Origin of the sequence: Pseudoalteromonas sp. Z9A6 (assembly GCF_011378805.1) — a bacterium.
Lineage (GTDB): Bacteria > Pseudomonadota > Gammaproteobacteria > Enterobacterales > Alteromonadaceae > Pseudoalteromonas > Pseudoalteromonas distincta.
In genome coordinates this window covers 116,383-134,555 of the sequence record NZ_WTKZ01000001.1, presented here as the reverse complement: position 1 = coordinate 134,555, position 18,173 = coordinate 116,383, and the positions used below count along the sequence as shown (strand labels likewise).

The 18,173-nt window shown below is 37.4% G+C and carries 16 protein-coding genes; 10 read left to right on the top strand and 6 right to left on the bottom strand.

Going from position 1 to position 18,173, the window contains the following annotated elements:
• Positions 1–155 precede the first annotated feature (155 nt).
• The 3 genes from GQR53_RS00575 to GQR53_RS00565 all read left to right on the top strand — a co-directional run bounded on the left by GQR53_RS00575 (position 156) and on the right by GQR53_RS00565 (position 2,823).
• A complete protein-coding gene (locus GQR53_RS00575; protein WP_165742566.1) occupies positions 156–707 on the top strand; it encodes a hydrolase in 552 nt (183 codons plus the stop codon).
• 141 nt (positions 708–848) lie between these two features.
• Positions 849–2,315 (top strand): methyl-accepting chemotaxis protein, encoded by a 1,467-nt coding sequence (locus tag GQR53_RS00570; RefSeq protein ID WP_165742565.1) that lies wholly within the window; start codon positions 849–851, stop codon positions 2,313–2,315.
• Positions 2,299–2,823, top strand: coding sequence for a DUF6436 domain-containing protein (locus tag GQR53_RS00565; RefSeq protein WP_165742564.1), 525 nt, complete (start codon positions 2,299–2,301; stop codon positions 2,821–2,823). The genes GQR53_RS00570 and GQR53_RS00565 overlap by 17 nt, the downstream gene beginning before the upstream one ends.
• A gap of 61 nt (positions 2,824–2,884) precedes the next feature.
• Here the strand turns inward: GQR53_RS00565 and GQR53_RS00560 are convergent, their stop codons facing one another.
• Entirely contained in the window at positions 2,885–3,442 is a 558-nt protein-coding gene (locus GQR53_RS00560) for a TMEM165/GDT1 family protein (RefSeq protein ID WP_024605680.1), read from the bottom strand.
• A 342-nt stretch (positions 3,443–3,784) separates the two neighbouring features.
• Here GQR53_RS00560 and GQR53_RS00555 point away from each other — a divergent pair, with 342 nt between their 5' ends.
• On the top strand, positions 3,785–3,979 hold the full coding sequence (locus GQR53_RS00555; protein WP_002960627.1) for a (2Fe-2S)-binding protein: 195 nt from the start codon (positions 3,785–3,787) through the stop codon (positions 3,977–3,979).
• Between the two features lie 65 nt (positions 3,980–4,044).
• Here the strand turns inward: GQR53_RS00555 and bfr (GQR53_RS00550) are convergent, their stop codons facing one another.
• The 5 genes from bfr (GQR53_RS00550) to GQR53_RS00530 all read right to left on the bottom strand — a co-directional run bounded on the left by bfr (GQR53_RS00550) (position 4,045) and on the right by GQR53_RS00530 (position 9,527).
• A complete protein-coding gene (gene bfr / locus GQR53_RS00550; RefSeq protein WP_002958984.1) occupies positions 4,045–4,509 on the bottom strand; it encodes a bacterioferritin in 465 nt (154 codons plus the stop codon).
• A gap of 12 nt (positions 4,510–4,521) precedes the next feature.
• On the bottom strand, positions 4,522–4,992 hold the full coding sequence (gene bfr, locus GQR53_RS00545) for a bacterioferritin (protein ID WP_002958985.1): 471 nt from the start codon (positions 4,990–4,992) through the stop codon (positions 4,522–4,524).
• Positions 4,993–5,267: 275 nt separating this feature from the next.
• Positions 5,268–7,403 carry a TonB-dependent receptor gene (locus GQR53_RS00540; protein ID WP_165742563.1) on the bottom strand — a complete coding sequence of 712 codons (2,136 nt, stop codon included), beginning with the start codon at positions 7,401–7,403 and terminating at the stop codon, positions 5,268–5,270.
• A gap of 72 nt (positions 7,404–7,475) precedes the next feature.
• Positions 7,476–8,546, bottom strand: coding sequence for a PepSY-associated TM helix domain-containing protein (locus GQR53_RS00535; protein ID WP_165742562.1), 1,071 nt, complete (start codon positions 8,544–8,546; stop codon positions 7,476–7,478).
• A gap of 102 nt (positions 8,547–8,648) precedes the next feature.
• Complete coding sequence (locus tag GQR53_RS00530) at positions 8,649–9,527, bottom strand: cation diffusion facilitator family transporter (protein ID WP_165742561.1); 879 nt, start codon at positions 9,525–9,527, stop codon at positions 8,649–8,651.
• A gap of 251 nt (positions 9,528–9,778) precedes the next feature.
• On the opposite strand from GQR53_RS00530, the gene GQR53_RS00525 reads away from it, so the two are divergent.
• The 6 genes from GQR53_RS00525 (at position 9,779) to GQR53_RS00500 (ending at position 18,154) form a co-directional block, all read left to right on the top strand.
• Positions 9,779–14,542 (top strand): PAS domain-containing protein, encoded by a 4,764-nt coding sequence (locus GQR53_RS00525; protein WP_165742560.1) that lies wholly within the window; start codon positions 9,779–9,781, stop codon positions 14,540–14,542.
• A gap of 12 nt (positions 14,543–14,554) precedes the next feature.
• Positions 14,555–15,037, top strand: coding sequence for a GNAT family N-acetyltransferase (locus GQR53_RS00520; RefSeq protein WP_024593105.1), 483 nt, complete (start codon positions 14,555–14,557; stop codon positions 15,035–15,037).
• Between the two features lie 79 nt (positions 15,038–15,116).
• Positions 15,117–15,623: a hypothetical protein gene (locus GQR53_RS00515; RefSeq protein WP_024605683.1), complete on the top strand. Its 507-nt coding sequence runs from the start codon at positions 15,117–15,119 to the stop codon at positions 15,621–15,623.
• 22 nt (positions 15,624–15,645) lie between these two features.
• On the top strand, positions 15,646–16,257 hold the full coding sequence (locus GQR53_RS00510; RefSeq protein ID WP_024605684.1) for a superoxide dismutase: 612 nt from the start codon (positions 15,646–15,648) through the stop codon (positions 16,255–16,257).
• 74 nt (positions 16,258–16,331) lie between these two features.
• A complete protein-coding gene (locus tag GQR53_RS00505; protein ID WP_024605685.1) occupies positions 16,332–17,684 on the top strand; it encodes an AlkA N-terminal domain-containing protein in 1,353 nt (450 codons plus the stop codon).
• A complete protein-coding gene (locus GQR53_RS00500) occupies positions 17,684–18,154 on the top strand; it encodes a methylated-DNA--[protein]-cysteine S-methyltransferase (protein WP_024605686.1) in 471 nt (156 codons plus the stop codon). The genes GQR53_RS00505 and GQR53_RS00500 overlap by 1 nt, the downstream gene beginning before the upstream one ends.
• Positions 18,155–18,173 lie beyond the last annotated feature (19 nt).

The following is an 18,173-nucleotide window of genomic DNA, read 5'->3' as shown; positions in this document are numbered from 1 at the left end:
CTCAGTGGAGGATAGGATGATACTTAGCTAGATAGTAAATATAGCATAAGTTTTTATTTTTTAATTACAAATAATATACGTAAAGTTAAAAGCTCTATTTTCAAATAGTGAGCTAATCTATATAGATAACAGTTAATGTTCATAAGGAGAGTATAGTGGTTTTATCTAATATTGATGCAAAAAATAGCGTGTTATTAATAATAGACTTACAAGAGTTGCTTGCTCCTGCAATTAAAGACTTTCCGAATATTTTAAAAAGTACATTGCAGTTAGCGCAGGCGGGTATTATTCACGGTGTCCCAGTCTTAATAACCGAGCAATATGTCAAAGGGTTGGGCGAGACTAATCAGCAAATTAAAAATACGTTACCTAATGCTACGTATCTTCATAAAACGTACTTTAGTGCGTGTGCAGAGCCTAGCTTTGTTGATAAGTTAAAAAGCTATGGTAAAAAGCAAGTTGTTGTTGTTGGCACTGAAGCACATGTGTGTGTTTTACAAACATGCTTAGATTTAATTAAAAATGGTTTTGAAATTATTGTTGCACACGATGGAATTGGTTCTAGAAATCCAGAACATAAAAACCTGGCAGTTGAGCAATTACGCCAAGCAGGTGCGGTAATTTCATGCGCTGAAATAGTTATTTTTCAATGGACAAAAAAAGCAGCAACGCTTACGTTTAAAAAAATACTGCCTATAATTAAGTAGACGGAATGTAATGTAAATTGAATATGTTTATGGTTGTGCAGATAGTTTATTACTGTGCTCAGTGAACTGAAACTTGTTTATGTACGTATATTGCAGACTGCTTTTATAAACAATAATGCAAACAACAATTTTAAGGTTCTTATGTCTAGTATTGGCCGGTTATTTACGATTATTTTCAGTCTTTTGTTTGTCGAGTCTATCGCTATTGGTTTGTACTTCGACACGTTAGCGCAGGCTTTTATGATAGGTTTGCCATTGTGTTTGTTACCTATATGGCTTTTAAACACACAGGGGGATAGTCCTGTAACGCCGCATGTGGTGGCTGCGGCCATAATGATGTTTTCATTTTTGCACATACAACAAACTTTTGGGTTGATTGAAGTACATTTTGAAATATTTATTTTAATGCCCATGTTAATTGTTTTTGTACAGTGGCGAGTGTTTATTACCGCGATTATTTTTGTAGCTGTTCACCATTTATCTTTTTATTATCTACAAACTCAAAATACGGGTTTCTACGTATTTGACCCCGATAGGCTTGCTTTTACTACAGTACTTATACATGCAGGATATGCAATAGTTGAAGTGTTAGTTGCAGGTTATATAGCTAAAACATTACAACGCGAACGTCGTGCGGGTTTATCTTTAAGTTATGCGACAGAGCAAATAATGAAAGATCCTGAGAATATTAAACTATCTCTACGCGCTGATGACACTAAAAGCCAGGCTGTAGCAGGGTTTAACACGTTACTAGATTACTTATCTGATGTTATTAAGCAGGTACAAACTCAATCAGAATCACTGCAAAAAAACTCACAAGAGCTTATACATGTTCATGATCAGCTGGCCGGTGGTGCAGTGCAGCGTACACAACAAACAAATGATATTGCTAACTCTGGCGCTCAAGTTGCTAATGGTTTTAAGCTTGTAGAAGAAGAAAGTGAGGTGCTTAAGCGTCAAGTAGACCATATTACACAAGCTGCAAGCGACGCATTAAAAGAAGTACTTCAAACAGACGCTAAAAGTAGAGAGCTGTTAACACTACTTAATCATACTGAAGAAAAAATAAACCACTTAGTGGCAGCGGGCGATGTTATTTCGGGCTTACTTAATGAAATATCAGGTATTGCTGAGCAAACAAATTTACTTGCTTTAAATGCTGCTATTGAGGCTGCCCGTGCAGGTGAACATGGACGAGGTTTTGCAGTTGTCGCATCTGAAGTGAGATCGTTGGCGAACCACAGTAAAGCAACCACCGACAAAATAGGCGTAACACTCAAAGATCTTGTTAATAATAGTAAAACGTCAACGCAATCAATGAGTCAGTGTGTAAATTTCGTAGTTGATTTAACAAGTATTAGCGCTGCAATGAAAGAAAATATTTCGGCAATGAGCGAGCAAATAGCCGCTGTGTCTTCAAGCTCTGACTCAGTTGCACAAGTGGTAGCTGAGCAAGCAGGTAATACTGAGTTAATAGCAAGTAGTACTGATAATATGCGACAAAATCAATACCAAGATACGCAAATAGTGCAGCAGTTAACCGCTAAAGTGCAGCTAATTGATGTAAGTATAGATGTACTAGAGCAAAGCATTGCCAAGTTTAAATAAATCTAACACTTTCGTATTTTCGCTTATAACTATATGGCTTGTTTGTGTTGTTGCAGGGTTAGTTTATTTTCAGTTAGAGCAACTTAAACCGTTTGATAGCTCAAAAGTTTTATTGCAAAAGCACTGGTTTAATAACTTTAAAAAGCAATTGGACTGGGTTGACACTAATGAAGCGTCGTTAGTGCTTATAACTGAAAAAAATTGCGGGTGCACCATACAAGCCAAGCCGCATATTTCATCGTTAAGCTCCTTTGCTGCCAATAAAGCTATGAAGGTTGTACAAGTTGAATTAACACCAAAGCTTAAACTTGTTATTCCGGCAACGCCTGCCGCCGTTATTATTAATAAAAACGGTGATTTTGTTTATGCAGGGCCGCTCTCCGAAGGGTTAGCGTGTGCCCAGGGAAGTGGCTTTGTTGAAACTGCGGTCACTAATTTAGCTGCAGGTTTTAACTCAAACCTCTTAATTACACAAACCAAGGGATGTTATTGTGTAAATAATGCGTAAATAACGTGCAGAAAAAATTAAAGCTCGCACTTAAATTAATAGGTTCGAGCTTTAACATTGATTAAATTGTAACTAAGCCATAAATACCTAATGACACAAACACACAAGCAGCAATAGCACGTACGGTGTTTAGAGATATTCTTTTTAGTAATGCATTACCAGCATATATAACAGGCACGTTAGCAATTAGCATACCTAACGTGGTTCCTACCGTTACCCAAAACACAGACTGATATTGTGCGCCTAGCAACACTGTCGCTATTTGTGTTTTATCACCAATTTCTGCAATAAAAAATAATACAAAAGCAACTAAAAAAGCCCCGTAGCTATCGTATTTACTACTTACATCTTCGTCTTTGTCTGGAACTAATAGCCAAAGGCCAACAACAATAAAGCTGATGTTTACAAGCCAAGGTAAATATTCAGAAGAAAAACTATTACTTAACCACTGCCCAAACCACGCTGATAGGCCATGATTGAGTAAAGTTGCGGCTAAAATACCAAGAATAAGTGCGCTTTTATTACGAAAACGGGCAGCTAACAGGAGTGATAAAAGCTGGGTTTTATCGCCAATTTCGGCAAGTGTAACAGTGACGGTTGAGGTTAAAAAAACTTCCATTATTGATTCTTACAGGCGGGAATACTAAACCAAGGCAAACAACTATCTCCCGCCATGAGGATAGTGTCTACCTAGGTCTCGCCGATAACGCTTGCTACAACATTACAAACTTACCATGCACATGAGGTGCAATTATGTTGATAAGTTTACTCATTACTGAGCGGGCTACTCCCCTAAGAGGCGGCCATTATTCCATAACTTTATTCTTAGGTAAATATAGTTAAGAGAACAAATACCATCTTTTAATAAATAATTTATATTTATTAGTGAGGAAGCTATTGATAACAATTGTCGTTTAGATTAGTATGCATCTATTGAATGTAATTAACACGGTTTGTATTGATGTATATTTGTCTTTGTCACGGTGTGACTGATAAAAAAATTGAGCAAACAATTGACGATGGTGCAACGACCATGCGTGAATTAACCAAAGAGCTTAAAGTAGGCAGCCAATGCGGTAAGTGTTGTGGTTGTACTAAAAAGATCCTTAATCGCAGACTTATTCAAATTGCGGATGTAACGGATCAAGTTGCTTAATTACATATAAAATTTAGATATAAAAAAAGCAGCTTTTTAGCTGCTTTTTCTATGCTTGTTACTATTTACAGTTGAGACTGTAAGTAGTTTTTGATACCCGTATTTTTAATAAGTAATTGTTGGGTTTCTAACCAATCAATTTGCTCTTCTTGTTCATTTAAAATGTGATCAAGGGCTTCACGGGTAATGTAATCTTTTTTACTTTCAGCCAGTTTAACTGCGCTACGTAACTCATCAATAGTATCGAGTTCAAAACTCATGTTAGCAGCAATCATTTCTTCGCTGTTTTCACCAATACGTAATCGGCCTAGGTCTTGAAGATTTGGTAAGCCTTCTAAAAACAAAATACGTTCAATTAAACGATCAGCGTTTTTCATTTTTTGAATTGATACTTTGTAGTCTGCTTTATCAAGCTGTGTAAAGCCAAAATCTTTAAACATACGTGCATGTAAAAAGTATTGGTTAATACCAACAAGCTCATTAGCGAGTACTTTATTAAGCGCTGCAATAACGTCTTTATCGCCTTTCATAATATGCTCCTACTAAGCCATTTGTGCTTGATGATAATTTTCAGAACCAATCTTATCAATTAAGCCAAGTTGCTGCTCTAACCAGTAAACATGGTCTTCTTCGGTATCAAATAACAGTTTTTCTAAAATGCTACGAGATTGATAATCTTGTTGTTCTTCACATATTGCGATGACGTCTTTAACACACGCAACTACTTCAAGCTCTAGTGTTAAATCGTTTTGCATCATGCTTTTTACATCGTTACCGATAAGTAAATCACGGCGCTTAGTCATATTTGGTACACCTTCTAAAAACAAGATGCGCTTAATAAGCCAGTCTGCGTGATCTTTTTCTTCTTCCATCTCGTGGTTAAGGCGCTCGTATAGCTTATTTAAACCCCAGTCGTCATACATGCGCGAGTGTATAAAATACTGATCGATTGCTGCTAACTCGTTAGCTAACAATGTATTAAACGCATCGATTACTTTTTGATTACCTTTCATGATAAATCGCCTTAACTATTTCAATTGTATGCAGTGTAGTACAAATAGCCAATATTGCAAGTTTTCTCTATAAAAATCATTGCGTTACTATTGGTTTTGATTCTTATTTAAGTTTGCGTTACTGCTTGGTTTGTGGAAAGTTTTTTATTTGTATTAGTATCTGAGAATGATTACTAGAGGTATTTATAAATAATAAGTAGATATACTGCTTTTCATATTATCTTTTTAAATAAATAGGCATGCTGATGATGCCTATTTATTGAGTTTATTACTAATTAAAACTGGTATTTAGCACCTAGGGTAGCCGTTGTTCCTAATCCTTTAATGTTATATCCACCGTAAGTGTAAGATTGTGCGCGGGCAGGGTAGTAATCGCTATTGAACAGGTTTTCGATACCAAAATAGCCACTCCAGCTGGCGTTAACATTGTATTGGCCACTTAAGTTAAATGTGTTGTAGCTGCTAACAGGGCCCTGATCGCCAGAGTATTGGCCCTGTGCATTTTTATCAAAACGCTTTCTGTCGCCTACATATAAAAAACTCATTGCAAGTGATAACTTTTCGTTGGTTTGCCATGTTAAATTAGCAGTGGCTTTCGGCGGGCTGATTTGTTTTGCCCCTAAATATTCATCCGCTTCGGTGTTTTTACCTTCTACGTAGCTGTATGTAGCACTTAATTTAAGATCTTGATTAATAGTATAATTAACTAAACCTTCGTAACCCCATATTTCTTGAGGTGCGCGTACGGGTTCGTAAACACCCGTTACTTCGTTAAATTCATTACTGGTGCCAAGCTCTGAAGTACTTCTGTACAGTGCAAATTCAAAACGAACGTTTTCAAACTGTGAAGTAAAACCAACTTCGTAGTTGTCAATTATAGATGCTTGTGTCTGAATAAGTGCAATATCGTCGACGGTTGCAGCGCGAAGTAAGCGCCCAATATCAGAAATATCAGATCCCTGTGAATAACTAAAAAATGGGCTGAATGCATCTGTTAAATTGTATTTTATGCCTGCATTATACGTTGTAGCGTCATAGTTTATGGTATCACCACGCACATTTAATGGGACTGAGCATTGCGAAGGGGTTCTACACAGTTTTAATGTTTGGTAATCACTTACGCTCAAATCAATACTTTCGTTTCTTACACCTGCTTTTACAATAATATCGTCGTTTATTACCCATTTGGTTTGTAAAAAGCCAGCCACACTTTCCATGTCCATTTCGGGCACCCACACACGGCCATCCACTAAAGGTTGCGAGGTTTTATCGTTTAAGGCATCAATACCGTAGATTAAGGTGGCTGTTACGTTTTCAAAATCAAACTGACTATTAAATGTAGCCCTTGCACCTTGCTTGTCTGATTTAATAACGGATTGGCCACCTGTATAGCCTTCATCGAGGTTAGCTAGGTTAGTGGAGAAAAAGAATACGTTTTCTATATCTTGTTTATAAAGATCGAGGGTCATTTGTGTGTTTTCAAACAACGCGTAATCAACATATTTTAGGGTTATATTTTCGTTGCCATCGGGTCCTTGCGGCTTACCTTGTTTTTGAAGCTCTAAGGGGACGTGTATAGCGTATGTTTTTTCTCCTATATTGCCATCGCCAGTAACATCGCCTAAATCAGTTTTTTGCTGTGAACTGAAATAGTTATAGCTAAACTGCAGTTGCTTTTCGTCGTCAAAATCATAAGTTAGTTTGGTAAAATAGTTTTGAGTCTCAGAGTCTGATAAACCATATTGCAAGCCTAAAATATCGCCCTGCGCATCGCGTTGTACGCCATTTTCTTCATAGCTTGCTGTTAACAGGTAGCTTAGTTTTTCGAACTTACCGTTTACTGCAGCCGCTATTCTGCCGCCACCACTTTCTGCTAACTTAACAGCGCTAAAGCGGCTTGAAATACTTATTTCGCCTTCTGGTTTACCATCACTGCGAGCCTGTTTTGTTATGTAGTTAATAATGCCACCTGAGGCACCATTACCATAAATAGACGTTGCGCCTTTTATTACTTCAATGCGCGCTATTGCACTTGCATCAAGTGTTTTTACGCCTAAAGAACCATTACGAAGAGGAGTTGATTGCGGTACACCATCAATCATTATTAATGGCGCGCGGCCGCGTAGCGTTTGTCCTGAATTACTTGAGCTGCCTGTATTTGGGGCAAGGCCAGGAACCATTTGCGCGAGTAAACTTCCCAATTCTGAGCTTACTTTTAAATGCTGTTGTATTTGTTGCTGATTAATAACGGTAATCGAGGCAGGTACTTCGTCAATGCTTTCTGATATGCGGCTGCCTGAAACAATGACATGCTCTAACTGATCAGAAGTGTATTCATTTTTATTATTTTCATTTGCTAACGTGTTAGTACTTATTGCAATAGCAATAAGGCAAAGCGAAGTTTTTAACATGGGGTGTCTTAGTTGATAACAATTTACGTAATGGTAATTATTATCAACTAATGACGCAAGTGTTAATGAGATTTATTTCCATTTATGACGTTTTAACCAAAAATATACACCGCTTACAATAAAAAATGCGAGTGAAAGGGCTATTAATAACCATAAAAACTGCACAATAGGACCTGCAAAATCACCAATGTGAAACTTATACTTAAAGTTCCATGCTTGTGTTGTGAAGTTGGTTTTACTGGCGTCAAATGAGTTTAATACTTCACCAGTAAATGGGTTAGTCCAAACCCAGCTGTAAGCGTGGCTTTCGCCAGGGTTTTGCATTCTCAGTGCAATTGCTTCGTCATCCTTTTTAGGTAAGTAAATTCTATATAATTTACCGTCTGGAAATACGTTCTCTGCATTTTTAATTGCTTCATTGTAGTTTAAAGCAGCTTGAGAAGGGGTTATTACTTTTGGTGCTTTAGGTCTTTGTTCTACCTTGTTTAAGGTCACAAATTCTAATACCGATTGAGTTTGTGTTTTCCAGTTAAATGCCATACCAGTAAATGCAATCAGTATAAGCGGTATAAAAAAGTAAACACCAAGCACTGTATGAAATTGATACATGAGCACTCTAAATTTGGCTTTTGGTTTTATAGCTAAACGTTTAACTCTGTTTTTGGGCTTTACCCATAAATAAAAGCCCAGTAATACATTTATTAAAAGTAGCAATGCACACACCGACATCCAATTTCGAAAGGTTTTTTCACCTTTACTGTTTTCAAACAACAGCCAACGATGTAATCCCATAGCAAACCCATAAATCGTATCGGTTGATTCATAGATGTTTAGTACACTCCCAGAGTAGGGGTTAACACTGGCGTAGTGTTTATTGGCTAACCGAAATTGCCATGCTGCGTTTGGCGCTTGTTCGGGCATAAAAAAGGTGATTTTTTGCTTAGTTTGAGCTTGTACATTTTGTATAAGTTCATCGTAAGGCATTAAGTTTTTTTTGGGTGTTACTTGCCATTTCTCAGGCTCTATTAGGTGCTGTATGTCTTTTGCATAAATCATAACAGCACCGGTTAGGCTCACTATTAATAAAAATAGTCCGCTAATTAGGGCAAGGCCTAAATGAATTCTACGTAACCAAAGTTTCAAAAACGGTATCTCATTATGAGTTAATGACAATATTGTAAATGATAATACGAGCTGTTTTCAATTAAATAGTTATGTATTTGGTTTAGCTTGTTATTAAGAACATTAAATTAGGCTTTTATTCGCGATTGGTCGGATTTCTATTATGCAATTTTCGATATTAAAATTGTTGTGTAAAAAACTTTTAACTGCGGCTAAATCAATTACGTGCTGAGTGCTAATAATAAGCTCGCAATAATTTTCTTTATCGTCTAGTTGCCAAAGCTTGATGCTCATTACCGATTCGATATTAAATTCATTACTAATAGCATGTGATATTGCATCTGTATCAATATTGCTAGGCGCTGCTTGCATTAAAATTTTGCAGCTTTGCTTTAATAGTAAAATGCCATGATAAATTACATAAAGAGAAATAAGCACAGTGGCAATTAAGTCAACGATATACCACTGGTATAAAATAATTAAGGTGCCTGCAATAATAACAACAATAGATGCCATTGCATCTGATACGTTATGAATAAAGGCCGCTTTTATATTTATACTGTGATTTGCGCCAGCTCGGTAGGTTAAATATGCGGTTGCTAAATCAATAATCAATGCTATTGCTGCCACCCACACAACTATCCAACCATTAATTTGTTGAGGGCTTAAATAGCTCGAAATGGCTTCAAAAATTAGATACACACCAATTAATATCAATGTACTGCTATTAAAAAGTGTGGCAAGTATTTCAGCGCGTTTATAGCCAAAATGATGAGTGGTGTCAGCAGGTTTATTACCAATTTTACGTGCAACGAGCGCGATAAATATAGAGGCAGCATCACTTAAATTATGAAGTGCATCGGCTATAAGTGACAAACTGCCCGAAAATATCCCGCCAATAACTTGGGCTACGGTTAGCAATACATTAATAACCACAGCAACGGTGAGCTCTTTATTGCTTTGATTTTCGTCAACATGACTATGTGAGTGATCGTGCGCCATAATGCCCTCAAACGCATTGATTAAATACTGCTTATATCACGAGGAGTTTAAAACAGCTACAGAAGTTGTAGCGTAAGCAAGCGTAATTATAAGTTAGTAATAAAGGCGTATTTTTTAAAAAATGTGAATTTAAGATTGTAACGCTAAATACCCAGTTTTTAAGGAGTTTACCGCTCAAAACTTGCGTCTTTATATATTTAGTGCATTAATGTAAGTAATATTAAATGATTATAAGTTGCTGGATATTAAGCATGGACAAAGGTTTAAACTTTGGTGAATTAACAGGTAAAGGACAGTCTGTTCGAAGTAAGTTAATTATAACCTTTATAATTATAGCCTTAGGGCCACTTTGTATACTTACGTGGTTTAGTCTTGAACATGTAAATAGCACGCTTAAACAAAATGCAGACACTGAACTTAACGAGCTTAATAATATAGGTAAGCAATTTGCTGATATTTGGTTTACAGACCATGTTAAAGATTTATATTTGCTTAGGGCGCAGTTTGATATCAGCCCCAATAAAAAGCAAAAATTAATTAATCAATTTATTGAGCAGTATGATTTTGTTAATCATGTAGAGCTTATTGATGTAAACCTCGTTAAATCACTACCTTCATCTCCCTTTTTTAATATTATTAAAGATCAACGTTTTAATAACATACTCTCTGGTATTAAAAATACAGGTAAAATCCAATTTCAGTCAATGACAGTCTCAGGGCGTGAGTATCATATTATTGGCTTACCGTTAGTAAATACCGAAAATAAGCTACAAGCCATATTGCTCTCAGATATAAATTTAAACGGCTTATTAAATAATCTAAGTAAAATACACGCTGTAAATAAAGACATAACATTTTATGTTATGCATAATAATAAAATTCAAAAAAATAATAATTCAGACGATTCTCAACCAGTATTTTTCTCTCAAAACGGCTCCCCAACGCAACGTGTCTTTTCTTACAGTAATAAAAATGAAGAGACTTTATACGGGTATATTGATTCTCTAGAGTTTTTAAATGAATCTGGATGGCAGTTACTTGTAACAAAACCAAAAGAAGTTGCACTACAAGGTGCTAATTTTTATAAACAGCTTGCTTTATTAACAAATGCGGGGGCATTGCTGTTTATATTAACGTCATCGTGGTGGTTTGGGCGTCGACTTTCTAGACCTTTAATTAACTTAGCTAAAATTGTTGAAAGTATTACAAAAGGAGACAAGGTAAAAGTCCCTGTAATAAACGACAGTATTGAGTTTAACCAGCTTTCATTGGGTTTACGTAATTTAGTAGCCGTAAAAGAAGAGCAACAAAGTATATTACAAAAACAACGCTCTGCACTTCAAATTGCATTAAAACAATTAGCCGAGCAAAAAAGTGCATTAGATGAACACGCTATTGTTGCTGTAACTGATTTGCATGGCACCATCACTTTTGTAAATAAGAAATTTTGTGAGATTAGTGGCTACGATGAACACGAATTAATAGGCGAAAACCATCGCCTTTTAAATTCAGGTAAACACGAAAAAGCATTTTTTAAAAATATGTATAAAACGCTTAAACGTGGTGATATATGGAACGGGCAAATATGCAATCAAGCTAAGCATGGTGGTTTTTATTGGGTAGATACCACCATTGCACCATTTTTAGATGAAAATGGAAAACCGCAAAACTATATTGCTATTCGTACTGACATTACAGCCCTGAAATTACAAGAGCTAGAGCTTGAGCAACACAAAACACAGTTGCAGCTAGTGATTGACTCAACAGCAGTGGGTATTTGGGATTGGTACATTGATACTAAAAATGTGACATTTAATAACCGCTGGGCCGAGATTATAGGTTACAAGCTCAGTGATATTGAACCTTGTACTATAGATACTTGGTATACCTACGCTCACCCTGATGATTTAGCTATGTCGGAGAAAAAACTTCAAGCGTATTTTTCCGGCGAGACTGACTATTATGTTAGTGAAGCCCGCATGAAGCATAAAAACGGACATTGGATTTGGGTTCTCGATACTGCAAAAATAGTTGAGTGGAATACCGATGGCTCTCCAAAACGCATGATCGGTACGCATTTAGATATATCAGATCGAAAATCTACAGAGCTTGAGCTACAAGGAAGCCGAGACAGATTTGCATCTTTGGTATCAAATATCCCTGGCATTATTTATAGATGTAAGTTTGATGACAAATTAAGCATGCTTTACATGAGCGAGCAAGCGAGTGAAATAACTGGTTATTCACCCGATGAGTTGATACACAATGAAGACCTTTGCTTCTTTGATTTAATATGTGAAGACGATTCTAAAAAAATAAAAGATGAAATTGTCCGTTGTGTTAGCGCTAAGCAGTCATGGTCTGTTGAGTATAGAATTAAAGCCCGCGATGGCTCTTTGCATTGGGTAAACGAAAAAGGCCAAGCGATTTACGCAGATGATGGCAACATATTGTATTTAGATGGGTTTATTTTAGATATTACGGATCGTTACAACACTCAATTAGAAATAAATCGTCAGCAAAATTTACTCGAATCCATGAGTAAGCAAGGTCAGATTGGCGCATGGGAAATTGACTTAGAGGCACATACGCTTTATTGGTCTGATGAAGTTAAAGTTATTCATGAGGTACTAGAGGGCTATGAGCCTAGCATAGATACCGCAATTGATTTTTATAAACCAGGAGTACACCGAGACACTATTAGTACCTTGTTTGAATGCGCTGTGACTCTAGGTGAAAGTTGGAGTGTTGAGCTTATTATTTTAACTTATTCGGGGCAGGAGCGTTGGGTTAAATCAATGGGCCAAGCAGAGCTTAGAGATGGAAAATGCGTACGTGTTTTTGGCTCGTTTCAAAGTATTGATGCGCATAAGCGACTTGAACTCGAAAGCGAAAAAACAAACAGGTATAACAAAAATTTAGCCGCACTTACTGTTGCCCCTGAAGTACAAAACAGTAATGTAGAACAAGTTAAAAAGTTAGCAGTTAAATCTATGTGTGAAGTGCTAGATATTACTCGCGCTTCGGTATGGATTTTTAACGATAAAAGAGATGTGATGACATGTCATGGTTTATACATTAAAGGGCAAGGTTTTGTAGATACAAATGCTGTTTTAACTGCTAAAGACTACCCTGAATATTATAACGCCATTTATAAGCAAAACTTAGTAGCTATTGATGATGTTTATACGCACCCAGCAACTGCTGATTTTATAGAAGCGTATGCAAAACCACTAAATATTAAATCGATGCTTGATGCAGTGATAGCAACTGGCGATGGTAATTTAGGTATTTTGTGTGCTGAAACGGTAGGCGAGCACCACAATTGGACGCAAAGCGAAGAAACGTATCTTCGATCATTAGCTACTTTAGTGGGAAGCTCTTTAGTTTCTCAGCAGCGTAAAGTAATCAGTGAGGAGTTAAAAGTAGCGCTTGTTAAAGCTGAAGATGCAGCGCTTGCTAAGAGTCAATTCTTAGCAACTATGAGCCACGAAATAAGAACGCCAATGAATGGTGTGCTCGGTATGCTAGAGCTTGTTCAATTAGAATCATTACCTAAGTCAATAGAGACAAAAGTAGACATTGCCAAAACAAGCGCACATTCTTTATTAGCCGTAATTAACGATATTTTAGATTTTTCTAAAGCCGAGGCTGGTAAAATCGAACTTGAAGAAATTAACTTTAATGGACGAGATTTAATTGGCGAAGTTGCCGCCGCGCAAGCATTTACTGCTCAAGACAAAGGCATTGAAATAATTTTAGATTTGTTAGCCTTGGAGCCTTCGCAATTATGTGGTGACCCCGGGCGAATTCGCCAAGTGCTTACTAATTTACTGAGTAACGCCGTTAAGTTTACGGCTAAAGGCGAGGTTGTGGTAAGTGCGAAAATTAATAAAGTGGTTCAAGGTTTAGAATTTGTTGTAAGTGTAAAAGACTCAGGCATAGGAATAAGTGAAGACAAACAACAGCAATTATTTACTCCGTTTTCTCAAGTAGATGCATCAACAACGCGTGAGTACGGGGGCAGTGGCTTAGGGCTGGCTATTTGTAAGCAGCTTTGTGAACTAATGGGGGGAGCTATCTCTCTCACTAGCGAAGCCGGTAAAGGGAGTACTTTTACTGCCACTATAATGCTGACTCCGGGAGATCAAAAAGAACGTTATATTCCTAATATTAATATGGAAGAGCTAACCGTTTTGGTTGTTGATGATAACGAGACAAATCGAATTGTAATTTCACAGCAGCTTGAGCACTGGGGCGCTAAAGTTGCGCTTGCATGTGACGCACGCGAAGCTCTTGATATGTGCGCGCAGCAGTATAAAAGTAACAATTGCATGTATGACATTGCAGTGCTTGATATGCAAATGCCAGGAATGGATGGTATAGAGCTGTGTAAAGCACTAAAAGCACATGAACATTATAAATCAATGCCACTTGTAATGATGACCAGTATTGCTGGTATGGAAGGTGCGCAGCGCTATTCTAATGCAGGCTTTCAGGCATATTTCCCCAAACCTGTAACCACTGCCGATTTAATTTCTGCACTGTCAGTCATAACAAGTAATGATTCAGATGAGACACTCCCACTTGTTACTTCAGGCTATATTTCCTCTCTTAAAAAAGAAAAGGTGCAGGAACCTACCCAAATATTACTTGTAGAAGATAATCCAATTAATCGGCAAGTGGCTACATTAATGCTCAAAAAGCTTAATTGTGACGTTACAATTGCCGGGAATGGTCAACTGGCAATTGATATATTAAAAGCTCACGATTCAGGGTTCTTTAAGTTAGTACTTATGGATTGCCAAATGCCTGTTATGGATGGTTTTGCTTCAACCGCGGCTATTCGCAAAGGATTAGCGGGTGAACAGCACAAAAATATTAGAATTATTGCTATTACGGCTAACGCAATGGGCTCTGATAAAGAGCGTTGTATAACCGCTGGAATGGATGATTATTTGAGTAAACCTATTCAATTAGATATTTTAAAAGATAAATTAGAGCAGTATATTTAAGGTAAAAATACAATGAGCCAACCCGTTATAATACGTGATGCAAAACCAAGTGACGCAAAAACAATTTTGCACTTTATTACCGAACTTGCCATATACGAAAAAGAACCGGATGCGGTAAAAACCGATGAACAGGCTATTTTAGATACTCTGTTTAGTGAAGGTGCTACTGCGCACAGCATAATTTGTTTAGAAGGTGATGAGCCAATTGGTTTTGCGGTCTATTTTTATAATTACTCTACATGGTTAGGTAAAAATGGCCTATACCTTGAAGATTTATACGTAAGCCCAGATAGCCGTGGCAATGGTGCAGGCAAAGCCATTATGAAGCACTTAGCTAATAAGGCGATTAGTAATAACTGTGGTCGTTTTGAATGGGTAGTGCTTGATTGGAATAAACCCGCTATCGATTTTTACAATAGCATTGGTGCAAAGCCGCAAAACGAATGGATTATATATCGCTTAACAGGGCAGGAATTACTAGACTTCGCTAAATAGTTAATGAAAATCATTTGCATTTAGTTTTGTGGGTGTGTAAGTTAACTACACGCCCATAAATAAACGTGCAGATGATTATATGATCTCAGGTCAAAAACAATCCCACTCAGATTTACTTTGTCTTGATCAAGCATTAAGCCCTTGGCAGTCGAATATAATGCAAGGTAATTATGCATTTGAACAAGGTGCACTTCTCGAAGCCCGCGATAAATACTTATTAGCTAAAACACTTGCAGATCATCTTCTTCAGCAGTTTTTATATGCTCAGATTAATAACAATGCCATTTATGCTATTGAGCATTGTATACCCGCACTTGTTGTTGCGTCGCATAATTTAGCTGATACCTATATAGCTATGCAGCAGCCAGAAAATGCATGCAAATGGCTATGCGAAGTACACTTAACACTCTGTTCGCTAATTAAGCATACTCATTACGATATACAAAAAGTGAGTAAGCATCATTACACTAAAACGTCCTCTGAACTTGTATTATTTGCAAGACGCTATCATTTTTTACCTGAGCTAATAGAGCAAGTGAATTTTTGCTTATGCTCAGAGAGCACTACAAACAATCAACTGCACTAATTTAAAAGAAAAAGGAGTATTTATGGCTTTTACTTTGCCTGCACTTAACTATGAGTACGATGCGCTTGAGCCTCATATTGATGGTAAAACAATGCATATTCACCACACATTGCATCATCAAACGTATATCAATAAAGCCAATGCTGCTTTAGCAGATACTGTTTATGCAACCGCAAATGCTGAAAAATTACTTAAGGGAATAAACAGTCTGCCTAGTAATTTACAAAAAGCAGTACAAGAGCATGTAGGAGGGCATTTTAATCACAGCTTATTTTGGCAAGTAATGAGCCCTCAAGGAGGAGGTGAACCTGAAGGTAGTGTAGCTCAGGCAATAAATGAACAGTTTGGCAGTTTTGATAAGTTTAAAGAGGAATTTACTGCTGTTGCAATTAGTCAATTTGGCAGTGGTTGGGCGTGGCTATGTGTGACCCCAGATAAAAAGTTGATTGTAGAAAATAGTGCTAATCAAGATTGCCCTTTAATGCAGGGAAATACCCCTATTTTGGGACTTGATGTATGGGAGCATGCCTACTATTTGAAGTATCAAAATAAGCGTCCTGACTATATTGCTGCTTTTTATAATGTAATTAATTGGACTGAAGTTGAAAAACGCTACCTAGCCGCAGTAAGTTGAGTGCCGAATATGGCTAGTAATACAGTTTATTTTCTATAAGCTAGGCTCTATTAGATTAATTTATAGAGCCGTTTATGGACACTTCACATTGGCAAAAAGCACGTCAGAGTCGCGATCCTCGTTTTGACGGGCTTTTTTACGTAGCGGTAAAAAGTACCGGTATTTATTGCAGACCAATTTGCCCTGCACCAACGGCTCACGAAAAAAACGTTGCTTATTATCAGTTTGCCCATAACGCGGCGCAAGATGGTTTTAGGCCCTGTATTCGTTGCAGGCCCGATAGTGCCCCAGGCAGCGCAGCATGGCAGGGTACAAAAACGACGGCACTTAGAGCAAAACAGTTAATAGATCAAAATGACGAGCACGACTGCGAAAAATTAGCAGCTCGTTTAGGCGTAAGTAGTCGTTATTTAAGGCAGTTGTTTAAGCAGTATTTTGGCGTGTCGATTACGCAATATCGATTATTTAACCAATGCCACTTTGCTAAAAAACTGATTCAAGAAACACATTTACCCCTTACCGAAATAGCATTTGCCGCTGGCTTTAAAAGTATTAGGCGTTTTAATGATGCTTTTTTACAGCAGTTAAATATAGCTCCCTCAAAGCTGCGCAGTGGCGATAAAAAACCAACGTCAACACTCATTTTAACCCTGCCATTTAGGCCGCCTTATAATTGGCCTGCTTTGCAGAGCTTTTTACAAAGGCGCTTGATAAAACCAATGGAGTGGATAACACAAACGAGCTACGGACGTACTTTTGCAAGTGAGGAATATAAAGGAAGCTTTACCGCTGAATTTATAGCGAGTAAAAATCACTTTAGTGTATCTATCAATATAGACAATACGGTGTACTTACAACCTGTTATAAATAATATACGCCGTGTGCTTGATTTAGATGTTGATATTAATTTAATTGAAACGCATTTAAGCGCCAATATAAACAATGCGTTTACAGTGTGTGAAGGGCTCAGACTTCTAGGGATTTGGTCAAGTTTTGAAGCCGGTATAAGGGCGGTACTCGGACAACAAGTGAGTGTTACTGCGGCGCATAATTTAGTAACAAAGTTAGTTGACGAATTAGGCGAAAAAGAGGGCGATGCCGTTTATTTTCCTACGGCTAAAATTGTTGCTAATAGTGATTTTGCATTTTTTAAAATGCCACAAGCACGCAAAAATGCGCTACACAACTTAGCCCAGTTTTGTGCACTAAATCCTGAAAATGACGATTTAGACGAATGGCTTAATTTAAAGGGAATTGGTCCTTGGACGGTAAATTATGCAAAGTTGCGAGGGCAAAGCCAGCCCGATATATTACTTGATGGCGACTTAGGTGTTAAAAAAGCTCAAGCGGCGGCAAACCCTTTCGTACCTGCTAACAGCGCTCCTTTTCGCTCTTACTTAACTTTTCAACTTTGGCAGCAATTATAATGATCATTCAAACATCCATTTCGAGCCCTATAGACGACATAATTATTCAAGCGACAGATAAAGGAGTGAGTTACGTTGGGTTTTATCCTCCAGTTGAGCACCTTCATACGCCATTTGAGCAAGTCGCTAACAAGGCGGTGCTTATTTGTGCTGCGCAGTTAAATGAGTACTTTGCAAAAAAACGTACTACTTTTGATGTACCACTTGATACAAATGGTACGGTATTTCAACAAAGCGTATGGCAAGCACTATTAACGGTACCTTTTGGAAAGTCGCAAACATACGGCTATATTGCAAACCAACTCAATAATCCAAAAGCAGTGAGGGCAGTAGGTGCTGCGAATGGTAAAAATCCGATTAGTATTATAGTGCCTTGCCACCGAATTATTGGCGCAAATGCAAAGTTAACGGGCTATGCTGGTGGGCTTGATAGGAAACTTTGGTTGCTGAAACACGAAGGATTAATGTAAATTAATTGATAAAATATAG